General features: G+C 50.8%; 9 protein-coding genes, 2 tRNA genes and 3 rRNA genes. All 14 read right to left on the bottom strand.

Annotated features, from left to right (window positions below; genetic code table 11):
* Positions 1 to 22 precede the first annotated feature (22 nt).
* The 14 genes from tagF to ACQE3E_RS01795 all read right to left on the bottom strand — a co-directional run bounded on the left by tagF (position 23) and on the right by ACQE3E_RS01795 (position 18,879).
* Positions 23 to 1,561: a type VI secretion system-associated protein TagF gene (tagF, locus tag ACQE3E_RS01860; protein WP_313729243.1), complete on the bottom strand. Its 1,539-nt coding sequence runs from the start codon at positions 1,559 to 1,561 to the stop codon at positions 23 to 25.
* On the bottom strand, positions 1,558 to 5,088 hold the full coding sequence (tssM, locus tag ACQE3E_RS01855) for a type VI secretion system membrane subunit TssM (protein ID WP_313729244.1): 3,531 nt from the start codon (positions 5,086 to 5,088) through the stop codon (positions 1,558 to 1,560). The genes tagF and tssM overlap by 4 nt, the downstream gene beginning before the upstream one ends.
* A 21-nt stretch (positions 5,089 to 5,109) precedes the next feature.
* Positions 5,110 to 6,372, bottom strand: coding sequence for a type IVB secretion system protein IcmH/DotU (gene icmH, locus ACQE3E_RS01850; RefSeq protein WP_231883660.1), 1,263 nt, complete (start codon positions 6,370 to 6,372; stop codon positions 5,110 to 5,112).
* 56 nt (positions 6,373 to 6,428) lie between these two features.
* Complete coding sequence (gene tssK / locus ACQE3E_RS01845; protein WP_071156213.1) at positions 6,429 to 7,769, bottom strand: type VI secretion system baseplate subunit TssK; 1,341 nt, start codon at positions 7,767 to 7,769, stop codon at positions 6,429 to 6,431.
* A 59-nt stretch (positions 7,770 to 7,828) separates the two neighbouring features.
* Positions 7,829 to 9,181 (bottom strand): type VI secretion system-associated FHA domain protein TagH, encoded by a 1,353-nt coding sequence (gene tagH, locus ACQE3E_RS01840; RefSeq protein WP_313729246.1) that lies wholly within the window; start codon positions 9,179 to 9,181, stop codon positions 7,829 to 7,831.
* A gap of 179 nt (positions 9,182 to 9,360) precedes the next feature.
* Positions 9,361 to 9,765, bottom strand: a complete 405-nt coding sequence (locus tag ACQE3E_RS01835; protein ID WP_313729247.1) for a hypothetical protein — start codon at positions 9,763 to 9,765, stop codon at positions 9,361 to 9,363.
* A gap of 169 nt (positions 9,766 to 9,934) precedes the next feature.
* Positions 9,935 to 11,179 (bottom strand): bacterial ammonia monooxygenase, subunit AmoB, encoded by a 1,245-nt coding sequence (amoB, locus tag ACQE3E_RS01830; protein ID WP_064028764.1) that lies wholly within the window; start codon positions 11,177 to 11,179, stop codon positions 9,935 to 9,937.
* A gap of 95 nt (positions 11,180 to 11,274) precedes the next feature.
* Positions 11,275 to 12,024, bottom strand: a complete 750-nt coding sequence (gene amoA, locus ACQE3E_RS01825; protein ID WP_064028762.1) for a bacterial ammonia monooxygenase, subunit AmoA — start codon at positions 12,022 to 12,024, stop codon at positions 11,275 to 11,277.
* Positions 12,025 to 12,137: 113 nt separating this feature from the next.
* Positions 12,138 to 12,890 carry a bacterial ammonia monooxygenase, subunit AmoC gene (gene amoC, locus ACQE3E_RS01820; protein ID WP_071156219.1) on the bottom strand — a complete coding sequence of 251 codons (753 nt, stop codon included), beginning with the start codon at positions 12,888 to 12,890 and terminating at the stop codon, positions 12,138 to 12,140.
* Positions 12,891 to 13,576: 686 nt separating this feature from the next.
* A 5S ribosomal RNA gene (gene rrf, locus ACQE3E_RS01815) occupies positions 13,577 to 13,692 on the bottom strand.
* A gap of 222 nt (positions 13,693 to 13,914) precedes the next feature.
* Positions 13,915 to 16,808, bottom strand: a 23S ribosomal RNA gene (locus tag ACQE3E_RS01810).
* A gap of 292 nt (positions 16,809 to 17,100) precedes the next feature.
* Positions 17,101 to 17,176 (bottom strand) — tRNA-Ala (locus ACQE3E_RS01805).
* A gap of 32 nt (positions 17,177 to 17,208) precedes the next feature.
* Positions 17,209 to 17,285, bottom strand: a tRNA-Ile gene (locus ACQE3E_RS01800).
* 60 nt (positions 17,286 to 17,345) lie between these two features.
* Positions 17,346 to 18,879, bottom strand: a 16S ribosomal RNA gene (locus ACQE3E_RS01795).
* Together the 16S, 23S and 5S rRNA genes with 2 tRNA genes alongside form the textbook arrangement of a ribosomal RNA operon.
* Positions 18,880 to 19,228: the final 349 nt, after the last annotated feature.

Raw genomic sequence — 19,228 nt, 5'->3', positions numbered from 1 at the left:
TCGCGAAGCCACTCAACCGCAGTCATGCCCACTCGGCGACGACGACGGTAATATTGTCCCGACCCGTGCGATTTAGCGCGGCATTGATCAAGGCTTCCGCAACCGTTTGGCAGCTGGCACCGGCCAACATGTCGGCAATTTCATCGTCAGCCAGCTCCTTATCCAATCCGTCGCTACATAACAGATAGCGGTCACCGGCTTCGGCAACGAAGCGCAGTGTATCCAGTTCCAACTTGCTCTGACCGCCGACTGCCCGAGTAATTACGTTGGCGCCGACTTGCTGCAAGGCGTCTTCTCGGCTCATCAAACCGGTTTCCATCAATTCGTCCAATAATGTGTGGTCGCGGGTGACCTGCTCTATCCGGCCGGCCCGAAACCGGTACAAGCGGCTGTCCCCGGCCCAGACCGCCGCGCACTGGCGCCCCCTGGCCAGCAGCACTACCACGGTGGTACCGATCACCGCACCTTGCTGCAAACTTAGCGCAAAACGGCACAAATCGTCGTTGACCTTAATCAAACGACTACCGACCCAGGCAATTTCCGCATCCAAGTCGGCCAATTCAGGCATTTCCGCGAGACTGTCTACCAACAGGCGGCTAGCCAAATCGCCGGACTGGTGGCCGCCCATACCGTCGGCCACCACCCATAAACCCTGGCCTGGTCGACACAGCATCGCGTCCTCGTTGTGTTTACGCTTGTTGCCCACCACGGTAATCCCGTGAGAATTCCAAGCCAAACTCGGCACAACGCCGGATAACTCCGGCAGCGGTGGCAGCGGCGGCGGCTCCGAATTCACGCCACCGACGGCCTCGGAAACCGGCGGCGTCGCAAGACTGAAAACCTGGCACTGCCAAGCATTGCTGCGGCGCGGCGCGCCTTGTAGGAAACCAGCGTAGGCATCGAGTGGCGGCAAACCTTCGCAATACAAAAAATTCGGCCGGCCCTGTTGAGTGCCATGACAAGCCCATAGGCTGTAATTGCCCAAATAGCGGTCAAGCAACAACTGACTCAAGCGCGGGAACACGTTGCCCACCTGCGCCAATGAGTCCAGGTCGAAGCGAACCGCTTGCTTAGCGGAACCTACGCGTTCTCCCGGGGAATCCAGCGCGAACTGACCGGCCGACGCCGCATCGATCGCCAGAATCTCGCGATCAAAGCCATCCAGATCAAACTGTTCGGCCAAGCCGGCCAAAGCCGCCTCCTCCAAACGGGAAAACCAATCGGACTCCGGCAAAAACAAAGCTGAAACGGCATTGGCATCGACCGCCTGCGCCAAGGTCAGCGGATAATAACGCCCCACCCGGTCGACGCTGGGCATCATCACGCCGGCCCAAGCCGACGGCCCGCAAAGGCCGGGACTAAGTGTAAAGCGCCAAATCGGGCTGACCAGAAATAGCGAAAGCCACTGGTCGCCCAACATTTCCTGGCTGGCACGCAACGATCCTTGCAGCCATTGATCCCAGGGATCGATAAACTGTCTGGGCAAGCGCCGACTGACAAAATCACCCAGCGCCGGTACTTTGCCGAAAAAACCGACGCGGTGATTTTCCGGAACGCTCACAACGACTCCGGACAACGAAAAGTTTGGTACTCGCTGATGCCGAACGGGTTATTGACGCTAGCGGCACGCAGCTCGAAACGGGCGCTATAACCCTCCAATTGCACGGTCAAATTGAAGCGGTCCGGCAGACTAGTCGGCTCGATATTGAATTCGTCCAGCATCCGAAATAAAGCCCATGCCCCTTCCTTAGTCCGACTGACTTGCTTGCCGTCCAAGGCTTCGAACACGACCCGAACCCCGGCACTGTTGTTGGTGCCGGGCCATTGGAATTTGGTCAACTGCTCCGGACCATGGCGGTAAACCAGCTCCTGGCCTTCGACATTCAGCCGAAAAGTCCCGATCCGGTCGTCCAGGGTCAACGGTTTTAACTCGAATTGCACTTGCGGCACCGCCCCGCCGTTCGGGAAAAACGCGTCGCGAATTTTGGCGGCAATTTGGAATTGGCGGATGCTCGCCGGCGCCAAGCCCAGCGCGTTATCGGAGGCCAACTCCCGCCATTGCACCTGCGCGGTATCGACAAAGGCCTTCAGATTGGTGTTGAAAAATTGATCTACCACGCCGTTCGCGGCAAAGACCTTGCCGAAGTCGGCCATCAACACGTCTTGCGGAGTGTTTTTTGCGAACGGGTAGCGACCGGTCAATGCGGCTTTGCACGGCAAACTGACCGAAGTCTTCAACAAATCGTTCAACTGGCCCTTGGCGCCCGTCTTGATTTGCTGGCCGCCAGTCGCGGTCAATGCGTTCAACGACGCGGCGATCGGACCTGGCAAACGCGCGAACTCCATTTTGGCGGCTTGGATGGGATCGATGCCGCCGCCGGCGGCTTTGGCGGCCTCGGTGGACAGTGCCTGGCCTCCGGCATTACTGGCCGCGCCGATCTGCATCAGATAGTCGTGCAAATTCTTCAGACTGGTCAGGGTAGATGCTATCGGCGCAGGCCTATCGGCCGCGCCACGCACTTGTAAGTTGAAGGGCTCGAAATAAGCCTCCAAAGCTTTAACCGGATCAATACCGCTGTCGCCTTGCTTGGCCATGGCAAGCAACTTTTGGGTTGCCGCTTCCGGAACGGCTAACCCGCCGCCGGCCGCTTTGGTCAAACTATCCGCCAGATTGGCCGACAGCTTGCTCAACGAGGTATTTTTCTCGACCAACTCCAGCAGCAGTTTTAACGGCGAATCGGGTCGGGACAGCAGATCCAAGGTATCGACCAGTTGCGTCGTGCTCGGTTGCGGTCGAAACTTGACCGCCGTCAGCACGCCATCCCACATCTTTTGATAATCGGCCAGATACAGGCGTTTGAAGTCGCCGTACAGGCGATCCAATTCCAACACCGTATCGGTGGCACTGACACCCAGCACCCAATTTTGCGAGGCGGCTTCCTTGACGTAATCCATGCCTTTCTTTAAAAACCAGTCAGTATAGCCGTACCCGGTAAACAAACCGGGCACAATCAGACTATCCAGGCCCTTGCCATTGGCGGCGGAAAATACGCGATCGCCGTTCGGCGCCAATTGGCCGGCCAATATGACATCGTGATCGTGATCGAATAGGGCTTCGCTTTTGAAGCGGCTATAAACTTGGTTGACCAGCGGCACCTGGGTTAGTTTGTTACGAACCGACGTGACGAAGCTGTTATCAATCGGCGCCGAATCCAAGTCGAGCGCCAGTAAATTGTCCAAGTGAGTCAGCAACTGGGCCTGCGTTTCGGGGTCCGTGGAAAACTGATGCTCCCAATCCAGCTTAACCCAGGGTTGCGCGACCTTGATATCCATGCGCTTCGGATCGCCGAACATCAGGTATACGCGCAACAACTGATATAACACATCCAGATTAGCGCCTTCGTCGCCCTGCATACGTTCCTTTAAGCGCACGACAACTAACGGCAAGAAGTTATCCCTAAGCAGTTTTTCGTAGGCCACATTGACACCGGCTTCGATCTTGTCGCCCTGGTAGAGGCCGCCCCCCCCACTCCAACCCACTTGGCGATAAACCTCTCGTGCATCGGTAAGAGCATTGAGTTTGGGCAACAACGCGATAAATCCGCTGCGGGTGTCCGTGCCGACCGCATTGCTGGCGCGAAACGCGGCTACATGTTTCTCGACTTCAGCCAGCGCCAGTTTATTTGCGGTCAGACTAACAAACCAGCAAACCACGGCAATAGCGACGACGCCCGCCGTGGCGGCGTAAGCGCCAAGCGACAACAATCGATAGCGGCGTTCGATCTTCGGATCGACACCCACCAAATCGGCTTCCGGGAATACGACCTGTTTGAGCAATTTGCCGAGAAAGAAACTCTTGCCGCGTCCGCTCATCATCGGCACGGCCTGACGTTCCAAGCGAAAGCTGCTCGCCAAGGCTGACAACACCCGGTCGATAGGCGTGCCTTCTTGAGTACCGCTACTGAAATAAACCCCGCGTAGTAAAAACGGCTCCTCGTATCGGCTAACCGCAAACGTGGTTTCGAGAAATTGCAAAGCTGACGATTTCAACAACATCATTTGCTGCGGAAAATCGAATATCGCCGCACGGCGTTGTAGGTCGCGCTCTTCTTGCATGCGCTTCAGGCGGCGCTGCAGCAAGCGGTCCACCAATTCGTCGTACGCGAGCCGAAATTGATCGAGGTGCTGCGGCAGGTCTTGAACGCCCGCTCCCGGCGCAAAAGTTTCACCCCATACCTGTCCACGCCCGTCCTCGCTCAGATTGGCATAAAAGTCGGTAAACCCGGCCAGCAAATCAGTTTTGGTGAACAATACATAAACGGGCAACTGCACGCCCAATTGGCCGTTTAGTTCCATGATACGCTGGCGCACAGCCGTGGCATGCTGGCGAATTTCTTCCTCGGTTTGCCGCATTAAATCGCCGACGCTGACGGCGACGAAAACCCCGTTTAACGGCCTACGCGGCCGGTATTTTTTTAACAACTGCAAAAAGCCGTGCCAAGCCGATGCATCGACCTGCTGATGGCTATCTTGGGTTGTGTATCGACCGGCGGTATCTAACAGCACTGCTTCGTCGCTAAACCACCAATCACAATCTCGGGTCCCGCTGACGCCTTTAATCGCATGTTTGCCCAAGCGCTCGGCCAGAGGAAAATGCAAGCCGGAGTTGATTAGTGCGGTAGTTTTACCGGAGCCCGGCGCACCGATGATGGCGTACCAGGGTAGCTCGTACAAATACTGGCTACCGCGCGATTTACCGGTCGGCGTTTTTAATAGCTGTAGGGCATCCTCAAAACCGCGCCGCAGCACGTCCAATTCCGCTTCGCTGGCGGAAGCCGCGTCGTTGGCATCGGCCGTCGCTAAGTCCGCGATCAGTTTTTTCTCGCGGTTGGTCGAGAGTACCTTATGCAGCATACGATATGCCAACCAGACAGCGACCAAAATCCCTATCGCCAACCAGCGAGCCCATTCGGACTCCAACGGAACTGCTCCGGCTATCGCAATCAACGGACCGATAAACCAGATCAGCAGCGCAACGGCAAGCACGCCAAGCAGTTCCAGCACCCATTTTGTTTTCAAGAAAACCATAATCCGTCCCACGCGGCTATCTCACTTCACCAAAATATCGACACGACGATTGAACGCCCGGTGTTCCGGGCTATCGTTAGGCTCCAGCGGCTCTCCGTCAGCCCGGCCTTCGGCTCGGGCAGTGCCTGCCAATTGGGCCGACTGTTGCAAAATAGTCAATACGTTTTTTGCCCTAGCGGTGGACAGACTCCAATTGGACGGGAATTTGGCCGACACAATGGGCTTATCATCGGTGTGGCCGGTTACTAATATACTCTCCTGACCATTTTCCAGCTCCTTGGCGATTTTCTTGAGCATTGGCAGAAACTCGGGTTTCACCTGATCGCTACCGGATGGAAACGAATTACGGACGCGAATGACGCTATCATCGACAACTTCTACCATATTCGCGGCGATTTCGTCCTTCAGCAGCGGCTTGAACCTCTCCAGATGCGGCACGGCTTTTACTTGCGTTTGAGCAGATTGCGCCGCGGACGTATCAACGGTAGTTTGGGCTGGCGCGGCGGTCAACGTTAATAAATCTCGGTATACCGGGTCTGAAGTCGAATTGATCCAATAGGCAAACCCTAGATAGCACAGTATCAGCAAACCCGCCGCCACCGCTCCGAATATCCAGAGGGGAACCTGCTTCATCAAGTTGCTTTTTCCAGTATTTTGGCCGCGCCAGCGTGGCGACAACTCCGGTTCAAAGTCGCCCCGAACTCGTTGGATGAGCTGATATAACTCCAAGCGCTGGCGCTCTATATCGTTTAAACCATTCGGAATAACTCGGTATTTCCCTTCGAACCCAAAACTCATTAATACATAGCAAAACTCCAATAATGACAAGCTTTGCGCCGGCTGCTTGACCAGATAATCGACGATTTGAAAAAAACGCTCTCCACCCCAGGCCTCCTTATGAAACACGATTAACAAGCTCTGGTGCCCCCAGTTACTTTGACTGCCCCAAGGGGTGTTTTGAATGATTTCATCCAGAAACGTACATAAACAATAGCTGGCCATTCGGCCTTGTTCAGTCGGAATGCCGGCGGCCAAGGTGCGGTTTTCGAACTCGCGCACCTCCTTTCCCAATTTTTGCTTGAGTTCATCAACCGCAGGGTAGCTTACCGTTTGTTTCAATCTGGACGCTAGTGACAACAAGCCCGCAGCCAAATCGACCAAGGAGCCGGATTGCCTAAACGGCAAGGCCTCTATCAAGTTGACAGGCGCCTGAATATTTAGGGGGGGCTGAATCTGAGCGGCTGGCCGGCTGGCGCCGACATCCGGTGATCGCCCGCCAGGCATGGGCCGAAGTACGGTTTTGTCGTCGTCACCGAAAGGTCCACCTTGCACCATAATCATCACCCTTTTTTGATGGCCCAAAATTCCAATTCCAAGCCTGGAAAATTACCGCCGATATGGAAAGCGAAACCACCTGAATCCGCCATCTTCTTCCAGTACGGACTATGTTTGTCGAGTTCGAAATATGAATAGCCGGCGTGATAGGGCAGCTGTCTTGGGGCGACCGGTAGTGGGTGAATAGAGATTCCAGGTAGCGCCGCTGTCACTAGTTGAGTGATTTCTTCGACGGGACCTATTTTGACTTGTGGCGGAAAGTGAGTACGTAGCATTTCCGACGAAATCTGCGCGCCTGCCGCCAACACGTATATCGCACTATCCAACAGTTTGACGTCTGGACGACCGGAGTAGTAAACGGATTGACTATGTTTGTTTAGCGGAATCTGGATGGCGTTCTGCTCAAGCACCATACTCAGTAACCGACGTAATTCTTCGATCAACGGAATGAAGCTTAACCGTAAATCGTCATGCTGGTAGTCCGGCATTTTCGCCGGACGCTTGTTCTGCCTGTAAAAAGTTGAGAGGTCTCCCATGATTTGCAAGCTTAGACTAAACATGCTTTCCGGGTGGAGACTCGTTTCGTTGGCTAAGTGCTGAAGCAGCGGTTGGTAGCGATTGATGGTTTGCAGCAACATGAAATCGGCGACTTCCGCAACCCCGGCACCTTGCGATGCGCCGGATACTCGCGAGGCCAAAGCTTCCCCACGAGTGTGTAACAAACCATTCAGTTCTCGTAAAAAGCCGGATAATAAGCCGCACGCACCCGCCTTTAAAACAGGGGGTATATAGTTTTCATCCAGTAGCACAGTTTTATCCGCGCGAACTTCAATTATTCGAGCAACGCCCAAACACAAAAAACCCGAGCGCTCCTCGCTTTCCAACATTAAGCGCGGGCGAATAACCCCAATTTGAACCGGGTAGCGTCCATCATTCCCAGCATTGCTATCTCTCACATCCCTAGTTGCTATCCGGTAACGAGCCAATGAATCGGGCGTATACTCGTCATCGGTTTCCGCAGCTTCTGACCGACGCATAGGCAAGGCTAAATAGACCCTTTCGTCAGTAGTCCCTGATGGTATATCCAGTGGTAACGGTAATTCGTCTTCCGTAGGCAGATTATATGGTGTACCGTCTTGGAAGATTCCCCTTGCCCTTAACAGGCAGATTTTTCCAATCGCCAATGATCCGTGATCAATTTCCAGGGCAGAATAACCCCAATCGAATGCACGAATGCCATGACAGCGTCCGTCTATCCGCGCTTCCAAATAGCGATCATGCTGCTGGAAATGTTGCGGGCGAAGAAACATACCCTCGGACCAAACGATCCTGTTGTTATTAGACATATTTAGTCAAACATTTTGCTAGTTACAGGGAAGTCGTTTAGCGCTCCGCTCCCGGCCTTTTACCGGCGCATGAGCAATTTCATTTGCATTTCATACGCGTTAGCGAATTCTTCACCGAAGAAATCCTCTTGTGCCGATTTTGTCAAATGCGGATAGGCTTCGCAGTATTGATCCCAACATTTCGCTTTCTTTTGAAACACGATACCTTCACCGAGTGACTTTTCGAATAAATCTGGATCGAAACGTTTTAATATCGCGACAAGCGATGCCTGTATTCCGGCAGTCATGGCCATTTGATGCGAACTAATGTCGTTATACGCCTCATCCACCGCTGATTTCGGGTCGATAAACGCTGGATTTCCAGGCATTAACATTAGTTTCAGCACGCTTTCGACATCCGGGTTAAATTTTAACGGGTTGTTGTCGAATGATTTGATAGTCGTCACCGAAACTCTGAATTCGCTTTTCATTTCTGCCCGGGCCCTTAACACGTCCATAAGGCCTACAGTTAAACTCCGGAATAATATCCCAGCTGTCCGCATAACCTCGGGCCATTGCTCGGGCGTTGAAAACGCCGCTTCGTGCACACCTGCGCCTTCCAAAAAACATGAGAGTAGGTGTTTCGTGTCAGTTGCCGTTCCGTATACAGCATCTTCATCTGCAGACTTTGCTACGGTAAACGGTTTTGGAGCCTCGGGGAAAGAAGGCGAAGGTTGCGCGACACTGGATTTCGGTGCCTCTACCTCAAACTGCTTAATCTCAGGTATCTCCCTTGGTGCGTCAATACAGAAATCAGGGGCACTCTGAAAGGGTGATAGTTCCGATTCGTCACTACTTTTTGCCAGCGCATCGAGTCCCTTCAATAAATCTCCAATATCCTTAGGCGCATCTCCAACACTTAATGCCGGAGGAGGTGTAAAGCTATCATTAAAGGTAGAAGATATTAGCTCTTCGGCGAACGCATTTTTTTGAAACGGAGCAATGTCATCTTGCACTGCGGCAAACGGAGAATTATCCGCACTGAAAGGGCCCGGCATTGAAAACTCAAACGCTCCGCTTGTGTTTTCAGTTACCGGCGAAGTAATTGGCTCGCTAACTCGATAGTTAGCGATAAGCTCGTACTCACCGATACGTATTAAGGAATTATCAGGCAATAAGTGTAATTCATTATTTAACGTTAGTCCCTCATTGACCAAGTGTGTGCCATTTTTACTGGCATCTTGGATATAAAAGCAGTTGGCTTGAAAAGAGATATTCGCGTGGTGACCGGATATAAAGCTCTCTGGATCAACCAAGACTAACGTATTTCCCGGCTTTCTGCCTATCGTCCCGCCTTTCTCATCGAATTCCGCGTTCAGCGGTTGAGCAATAGGCACCCCTTTATAAGTCAGCACTTGCAGAGTGAGGTTCATAAAGTTTGCGTTTACCTAACTTTGACAAAATATCCAAATTGTGAACGACGGCTTGCTTCGAAACATAGCCGAAGGTTTGTTCTTCATTTTTCTGCGTCGTAAAGTGTAGTGCACATTTTATCCCCTGTGCGATACGTATTAACCAGATACAAGCTTGGCTACTGAGTTATCGGCAAATCTTATTTTTGCGGATTACTCTCTTCGGTGCTGGTCACCTGATTCGACATACATTCAACTATGCTCTCGGTGTAATTTGAATGTGCATCCGCAAGTTTTTTTGGATCACCAAAGTCGCTTCTCAATTCCGATAGCGTTTTTTTAGGATCAGGAGATTTATTCAAGCTCAACATTTTTGTGTAATTTTTGTAGGCTACTCGACGTACTGGATCTAATAAGAACAATCCAGGCATATTGCTTGACGTTGAAGCTACTACGCAATTAGTCATAATCTCCGGTGATATTCTGTAATCCTGTATGTCCTTATCTGCTTTCATTTGTTCTAATACGGCTAGTTTATAGTCTTCTTTTTCCGAACATCCTGCCAAGATAGTTACTGACAGTACAATTAATAAGATTTTTTTCATGCCTTGCTCTTAAATAATCCTGTTACAACCTCAATCCGTGCTACACATTTAAGCCTTGGGCATTGCGTTGCCTGGCAAATTAAATACACAGATTAAAAAAAAACCCCCGCTATTTTTCAATAGCGAGGGCTTTCAATCCTCTAAGCTTTTACGCTTAGACTTTCATTAATTAGATGAAAGTCGGGATCAGCGGAGCGTCAATAGTTACCAATTGACGGCTGCCGTTAGCATCCCAGAAGAACAACAGACCAGCGAAGCGGCTGTCTGGATCGTAGATCAAGTCGGCCAGACGGTATACTTCCCAAGCAGCGTCAGAAGCTGTAACTTCGACAGTGCGGGTTTCGCCTGGAGCCAGAGGGCTGTTATCGCTAACAGTCAGACCTTCTTCAGCCAACAAGTCGTCAGGATAAGCTGTATCGTCTTCATGAACCGCAGGATCCAGGAAGCGAACACCCGCTGTGTTGAACTCGCCCAAACGAACAGGAGAATCACCGTTGTTGGTGATAGTCAAGGTCATTTGCATCGCACGACCAGGTACACGGTAAGAAGCGTCATCAACTTTTACAGAAACAGTAGCTTCTGGCATTTGATAAGTTTTCATACCACGCAACAAACCAGCTTGCAGCGGAGTTGTTACAGGGTATTTTTCGTTGGTTGTGCCCATTGAGGCGGCAACGATAACCATAGTACCAACTGCGAACAGCATACCAACTTTTTTGTCACCAGCTGAGATCAAAGAATCTGCTTTGCCGGTGCTTACAGCGATATGACGTGGAACGAACAGAGGACGTTTGATCCAGAACAGCAACCAAGCGAACGCAATTACGAACCATACTGCGTGCCAGAAATAGACGTTATCCAGAGCGTAGTGTTCCAGGTCTATGGTTTGACCGGTCAGAGTGGTAACAGGGTTTACGAATTCTTTCATTGAACCGGTAATGGTTACCCATTTACCAGGACCGATGATAGGACCACCGCCTTGTACGTTCATCATGGAATGAACGTGCCAGTCACCAGGACGACGAGCTTTCAGCAGAACTTTAAATTCGTATACTTCACCCAATTCCAAGGAAACTGAACGAGGAACCAGTTGGCCACCAATCCAAGAACCAGCACGGATAAATACTGGACCAGGAATACCAACGTTCAAGAACGAAACTTCTGGTTTATCAACGGTTTCAGGCCAGCCTGCGAATACCAGGAACTTACCAGAAATGGTCATCGTTTCGTTAACGGGTACTTCTTCTTTTGACCAGTTCAAGTCAAACCAGTGAATAGTCCGCATCCGCATAAACGCAGCCTGTGACTTTTCACCATGAGCAGATGCCGTTGGAGCGTAAAACATCGCTGCTGTCATTGCGACCAACAGTGCGACAAAGGACAGTTTTGCAACTTTGTCTTTTATTATTTTCATATTTCCTCCTCTATCACTAGAGAATTTAAATTAAGACTTTCTGGCAATCTATATGCAATTAAATTGCCAGCTTCATTTTTATCGAACCGTTCTAATTAAGAAGCGTCGTCAGCGATGAAATCGGTTTTAGCAAACCATCTGCCGAAGAAATGCCACAAGAAGTAGATGATGATAGAAACGAAACCGGAGAAGAACGCTGATACAGGAGCAACGTCTTTACCGAAAGTTCTTAAAGTACCTTTCTCAACCATCCGGATGTACTCAGGAGTACCGGTACGAACATAGTGATAACCTTGCAAGTCAGCCAAAGTCATCATCATACCGTTGTACTCTACAGGAACGTGCAGAGGTGCGATTACTGGCCAGTTACCTGGGTAGAACAACAGACCATAAGCAAGGCCACCAACTACCGCAGTCAAAGTCATGCTGTTGCCCAACATCAGGATTGTATCCAGCACGATTGCGCCAGGAATCAGGTTTGAAGGGAAGCAGATATTGACTGGGAAGTATGTCCAACCCCAGAAGTTCATGTAACGGTTAATCCACTCACCAATCATCAGAGCAACAACAGACAGAGTTGCGCCGACTGGCAAACGGTATCTCCACCACAAGCATGCTTGAACAGCCGCAGGGAAAGTAATAGAAACGATAGGCGCCACGGTTACCCACAGACGTCTATCTTTCCAGTCGGTCCAGAAGTCCCAGTCACCACCGGTCAACATGTAGTGAATGTGATAACCGCCCAGAACCGCTGTGAACAGTGTAAAAAGAATCATCCAGTCAAACGTACGGGAAACTTGTACCGCTTCCGCACGAGAACGTACAGCTGATTGAGATGCGCTCATTAGCTTACCTCCTAAAGAATTAAAATTATATTTTTTACCACTCTCTTATCCTGCTCCGACCAATGGCGGACCGGAGCAAGAAAGGAGATAGTTTTTACTTTTAAAAGCCTGAATTAAGCCAGGTCTTTTTTCAGCAATTTGGTAATTGCCATTACTTCGGTGTTCACAACACCCATTACAGCCAGAGCAGCCCAACCAAAGAATACGAAACCGTAGTGCAAAGGTGCAACGAACAACTCTTCCATAAACCAGAATGTGTGACCCCATTCATTCAAACCAACGTTTGGCAGAATCATGAATGGACCGATAACTGCGATCAAATACATCAGGTGCAAACCTTCTTGATAGGTAGGCAGTCTGGTTTTTGCGTACATGAAAGAAGCAGAACCAGTAATGATGTAGATTGGGTAAGACAGATAGAACTCGATGATGTGACTTGGGGTAAAGTCGGTATCACGAACGATGGTTTGGTGCCATGTGCCGTCTTGCTCGGTAAAGTAAGAAGCACCCCAGTAGATTGCCCAACCGTAGCAAACCAACCAAGTCCAGTGAGTAAAGTGACGACGCAACTCTTCACGTGGAGTGATCGACATTACTTTACGGTCACGAGTTTTCCAGATATAGCCGTTGATACCTGCGAACAGGATAACTTCGACTACGATCTCGATGTACAGCATATTCATCCAGTATGTTTCGAACTCAGGCGCGAATGAGTCCAGACCAGCTGACCAGCCGTAAACGCCTTCGTACCAACGAATGAATGAATAAAAACCCAAGTACAGTGCGATGCCTGCCCACAGGTTTTTTTGATTTAAAAGCGGTGCTTCCGCAGCATCAGCCTTAACTGATTCAGTTGTAGCAGCCATTTCTACCTCCTAAAAGATTGTCTAAATCCCCGATCATATCGGGAGTTCTTTGTTTTTCCTGAATTCAAGCCTTCTAAATTAAGAAGACACCCCCTCCCTTGAGGTGCGAGGCAGTCTACCATCTTGCAAATCCTTGTCAAGTCAATTCATCGTTTCCTACAATAAGTGCTTGCGCCCGCCTAAGCAGCATATTACGTTCAGCCATATCGTTAAATCTGGTTTAGCTCTCCGACCATAAATTTGGATACTTAACGCATCGCTCTGTTGGCGAATTGGCAAATGAAAACGCCCAGTTGGCAGGGGTTAGACCGCTTCTAGAGTCCATACAGCATTACATACATGAAATCGCTCTTATTCTGGTATTCTTGGCATGTGGTCGATGGAAATCGCAAGAAAAGCATTTTAGGCCGGCAGATGGAGATTATTTCAGTCTTTTTGGATCTGGCTTGAATTCGCTTGTTGTTGTGCCATCTGCGCGTCTTAACGAAGCATTCCCAACCGAATACCTAGCCACACCTTATAAAAATCTAGTAGCGCGGCTTGAAGCTTATTTCACCTTGCGCTCAAGGGCGTTGGAACGAGCGATGGGCTATCGTTCAGAATAAGTCGCCAAATAGACAGTTACTAATCGAGCAAGACAAAAAAAGCCCGCCTATTAGATTAATAAGCGGGCTTTTGGTATAGGCGCTTGGCGATGACCTACTTTCACATGGCAACCTGCCACACTATCATCGGCGCTAAGCGGTTTCACTTCCGAGTTCGGGATGGGATCGGGTGGTTCACGCTTGCTATGTTCACCAAGCAAACTGGTTAAGTCGGTTGTTGACCAACTGTCATGCAACAGGTCGGTTAAGCCGTTTGGCTTAGCCTTCAGGCATTATTTAATCTAACCACAGCTTGTGCGGACATTCGCGCTTACGTGGTTTTGCCTTTGACCTGCTTTTCATGGAAATCTGTATCGAGTTCGTTCTCTTGCGTTGTTTTCAGCGATTGTCTTAGACAACCCAAACGCATTGGGTGTTATATGGTCAAGCCTCACGGGCAATTAGTACACGTTAGCTACGCCCATTACTGGACTTCCACACCGTGCCTATCAACGTTGTCGTCTCCAACGGCCCTTCAGGGGACTTAAAGTCCCAGTGAGATCTCATCTTGGGAGGGGCTTCCCGCTTAGATGCTTTCAGCGGTTATCCTGTCCGAACGTGGCTACCCAGCAATGCCCTTGGCAGGACAACTGGAACACCAGAGGTTCGTCCACTTCGGTCCTCTCGTACTAGAAGCAGCTTCCCTCAAATCTCAAACGCCCACGGCAGATAGGGACCGAACTGTCTCACGACGTTCTGAACCCAGCTCGCGTACCACTTTAAATGGCGAACAGCCATACCCTTGGGACCTGCTTCAGCCCCAGGATGTGATGAGCCGACATCGAGGTGCCAAACACCGCCGTCGATATGAACTCTTGGGCGGTATCAGCCTGTTATCCCCGGCGTACCTTTTATCCGTTGAGCGATGGCCCTTCCATACAGAACCACCGGATCACTAAGACCTACTTTCGTACCTGCTCGACTTGTCCGTCTCGCAGTCAAGCACCCTTATGCCTTTGCACTCATTGCCTGATTTCCGACCAGGCTGAGGGTACCTTCGTGCTCCTCCGTTACTCTTTGGGAGGAGACCGCCCCAGTCAAACTACCCACCAGACACTGTCCCTAATCCAGATAATGGATCGAGGTTAGAACTCCAAACATACCAGGGTGGTATTTCAAGGTTGGCTCCACAAGAACTGGCGTTCCTGCTTCAAAGCCTCCCACCTATCCTACACAAGTAGGTTCAAAGTCCAGTGTCAAGCTATAGTAAAGGTGCACGGGGTCTTTCCGTCTAGCCGCGGGTACACTGCATCTTCACAGCGATTTCAATTTCACTGAGTCCCAGGTGGAGACAGTGTGGCCATCGTTACGCCATTCGTGCAGGTCGGAACTTACCCGACAAGGAATTTCGCTACCTTAGGACCGTTATAGTTACGGCCGCCGTTTACTGGGGCTTCGATCAAGAGCTTCGCTTACGCTAACCCCATCAATTAACCTTCCAGCACCGGGCAGGCGTCACACCCTATACGTCCACTTTCGTGTTTGCAGAGTGCTATGTTTTTGCTAAACAGTCGCAGCCACCGATTTTTTGCAACCGCCTTACGCTCCATCCGCGAGGGACTTCACTTATCAACGGCATACCTTCTCCCGAAGTTACGGTATCATTTTGCCTAGTTCCTTCACCTGGGTTCTCTCAAGCGCCTTAGAATTTTCATCCCACCCACCTGTGTCGGTTTAGGGTACGGCCACTTGTAACCTGAAGCTTAGAGGTTTTTCCTGGAAGCAGGGCATCTATCACTTCGCGTTTCTTTCGAGACACTCGTCATCACGCCTCAGCATATAGCATCCCGGATTTGCCTAAGATGCCTGCCTACACGCTTAAACGGCCACTTCCAACCGACCGCTGATATAGCCTTCTCCGTCACCCCATCGCAGTTACAACTGGTACAGGAATATTAACCTGTTTTCCATCGACTACGCCTTTCGGCCTCGCCTTAGGTGCCGACTAACCCTGCGTCGATTAACGTTGCGCAGGAAACCTTGGGTTTACGGCGAGGGGGTTTTTCACCCCCTTTATCGTTACTTATGTCAGCATTCGCACTTCCGATACCTCCAGCCGACTTCTCAATCGACCTTCGCAGGCGTACGGAACGCTCCTCTACCACTCACGCAAAGCGTGAATCCGTAGCTTCGGTACATAGCTTAGCCCCGGTAAATCTTCCGCGCAGACCGACTCGACCAGTGAGCTATTACGCTTTCTTTAAAGGATGGCTGCTTCTAAGCCAACCTCCTGGCTGTCTGTGCCTTTCCACATCGTTTCCCACTGAGCTATGATTTGGGGACCTTAGCTGACGGTCTGGGCTGTTTCCCTTTTCACGACGGACCTTATCACCCGCCGTGTGTCTCCCGTGCTGACACTTGCTGGTATTCGGAGTTTGCATCGGGTTGGTAAGTCGGGATGACCCCCTAGCCGAAACAGTGCTCTACCCCCAGCAGTGATACACGAGGCGCTACCTAAATAGCTTTCGAGGAGAACCAGCTATCTCCGAGCTTGATTAGCCTTTCACTCCGATCCACAACTCATCCCCTACCTTTTCAACGGGAGTGGGTTCGGTCCTCCAGTGTGTGTTACCACACCTTCAACCTGGTCATGGATAGATCGCCCGGTTTCGGGTCTACACCTTGCGACTCAACGCCCTATTAAGACTCGGTTTCCCTACGCCTCCCCTATTCGGTTAAGCTTGCCACAAAATGTAAGTCGCTGACCCATTATACAAAAGGTACGCAGTCACCCCACGAAGGGGCTCCCACTGCTTGTACGCATACGGTTTCAGGTTCTATTTCACTCCGCTCTCCGCGGTTCTTTTCGCCTTTCCCTCACGGTACTGGTTCACTATCGGTCAGTAAGGAGTATTTAGCCTTGGAGGATGGTCCCCCCATATTCAGTCAACGTTTCACGTGCGCCGACCTACTCGATTTCACTAAAAAAAGGTTTTCGTGTACGGGGCTATCACCCTGTATCGCCGGACTTTCCAGACCGTTCCACTAACCTTATCCTAGCTTAAGGGCTAGTCCCCGTTCGCTCGCCACTACTTAGGGAATCTCGGTTGATTTCTTTTCCTCCGGGTACTTAGATGTTTCAGTTCTCCGGGTTCGCTTCAGTGAGCTATGTATTCACTCAAAGATGACGAGGTTATCCTCGCCGGGTTTCCCCATTCAGACATCGCCGGATCACAGGTTGTTTGCCACCTCCCCGACGCTTTTCGCAGGCTACCACGTCTTTCATCGCCTCTTACTGCCTAGGCATCCACCGTATGCGCTTATTCACTTGACCATATAACCCGAATACGTCTGTATTAAGGTTTTTAGTCGCTGACATGTTCGCTGATGTTGCTTGAGAACGTTTTACGGAGGTTTTGGGCCGCTTTCTTTCGAAAGCCGCTGGCTACCGCCCGCAACTCGTTTTTAAGTATTGATCGTTAGCCGATCAAGACTTAGGTTACAGATTTCCATATTGTTAAAGAGCGTATTGATACGAATATCAATGCTATCGAGCCTTGGGTTATTAACCGAAAAGCTGTATAGCGTTGATGTTGATATCTTGGCTTAAGATCGACGTCACGTGATGGTGGAGCCAGGGAGGATCGAACTCCCGACCTCCTGCGTGCAAGGCAGGCGCTCTCCCAGCTGAGCTATGGCCCCGAATAGATTCAGACTTTCGCCTTTTCGTTAGTTGGTGGGTCTGGGAGGATTTGAACCTCCGACCTCACCCTTATCAGGGGTGCGCTCTAACCAACTGAGCTACAGACCCAGGTGCGTCTTTCAATCGAAATAATTTGTTGTGAGTACGTGTGACAGTGTTCTGTCTTTGTAAGGAGGTGATCCAGCCCCAGGTTCCCCTAGGGCTACCTTGTTACGACTTCACCCCAGTCATGAATCACAAAGTGGTAAGCGCCCTCCCGAAGGTTAAACTACCTACTTCTTTTGCAACCCACTCCCATGGTGTGACGGGCGGTGTGTACAAGGCCCGGGAACGTATTCACCGCGGCATTCTGATCCGCGATTACTAGCGATTCCGACTTCATGCAGTCGAGTTGCAGACTGCAATCCGGACTAGGATCGGCTTTTTGGGATTTGCTGGCTCTCGCGAGTTTGCTGCCCTCTGTACCGACCATTGTAGCACGTGTGTAGCCCTACCCATAAGGGCCATGATGACTTGACGTCGTCCCCACCTTCCTCCGGTTTATCACCGGCAGTCTCCCTAGAGTTCCCGACTTGACTCGCTGGCAACTAAGGATAAGGGTTGCGCTCGTTACGGGACTTAACCCAACATTTCACAACACGAGCTGACGACAGCCATGCAGCACCTGTCTCTCGGTTCCCGAAGGCACCAAGTCATCTCTGACAAGTTCCGAGGATGTCAAGGGTAGGTAAGGTTCTTCGCGTTGCATCGAATTAAACCACATGCTCCACCGCTTGTGCGGGCCCCCGTCAATTCATTTGAGTTTTAGCCTTGCGGCCGTACTCCCCAGGCGGTCAACTTAATACGTTAGCTCCACTACTAAGTTCTTTAAGAACCCAACAGTTAGTTGACATCGTTTACGGCGTGGACTACCAGGGTATCTAATCCTGTTTGCTACCCACGCTTTCGTACCTCAGCGTCAGTTTGAGTCCAGAGAGCCGCCTTCGCCACTGGTGTTCCTTCAGATCTCTACGCATTTCACCGCTACACCTGAAATTCCACTCTCCTCTACTCAACTCTAGTCTTCCAGTATCAAATGCAGTTCCCAGGTTAAGCCCAGGGCTTTCACATCTGACTTAAAAAACCGCCTACGCACGCTTTACGCCCAGTAATTCCGATTAACGCTTGCACCCTCCGTATTACCGCGGCTGCTGGCACGGAGTTAGCCGGTGCTTCTTGTATAGGTAATGTCAGTCTATCGGGTATTAACCGATAGGTATTCCTTCCTATTGAAAGTGCTTTACAACCCTCAGGCCTTCTTCACACACGCGGTATTGCTGGATCAGGCTTTCGCCCATTGTCCAATATTCCCCACTGCTGCCTCCCGTAGGAGTCTGGGCCGTGTCTCAGTCCCAGTGTGGCTGATCATCCTCTCAGACCAGCTACGGATCGTCGCCTTGGTAGGCCTTTACCCCACCAACTAGCTAATCCGACATAGGCTCATCTATTAGCGCCAGGCCCGAAGGTCCCCGGCTTTCATCCGTAGATCGTATGCGGTATTAGCGTGAGTTTCCCCACGTTATCCCCCACTAATAGGCAGATTCCTATGCATTACTCACCCGTCCGCCACTCATCCGGGTGCAAGCACCCTTCAGCGTTCGACTTGCATGTGTTAAGCATACCGCCAGCGTTCAATCTGAGCCATGATCAAACTCTTCAGTTTAATAATGCTTGATACTAAATAAGATTAGTATCCAATCTTGGCTCGACTACAGAACGTCGTTTCTTGCGAATTGACGTGGATTCTCTGCGCCGATAATTTCTAACAGAAACGTATCGCCACACATACCCACACAAATTATTTCGATTCATCTTGTTAAAGAGCCAGAGCATCTCGCCCTGTTGAGCCGACATATTCTACAGAACTTTCAGAAAGTGTCAACACTTTATTTTCGAAGCCAGAAACCAACAACTTCCGAAAAACCAGCCACCACAACACTACCGCAAGCCCGGCAAATCTTGCCGCTCTTCGTCGCTAACTCAGTCAGTAACGAAGAGCCGCTCATTATAGC

The organism is Methylomonas sp. MED-D (assembly GCF_050276835.1).
GTDB lineage: Bacteria > Pseudomonadota > Gammaproteobacteria > Methylococcales > Methylomonadaceae > Methylomonas > Methylomonas koyamae_A.
Note: the sequence above shows the minus strand (reverse complement) of the source record. Positions and strands in the feature narration are given on the sequence as shown.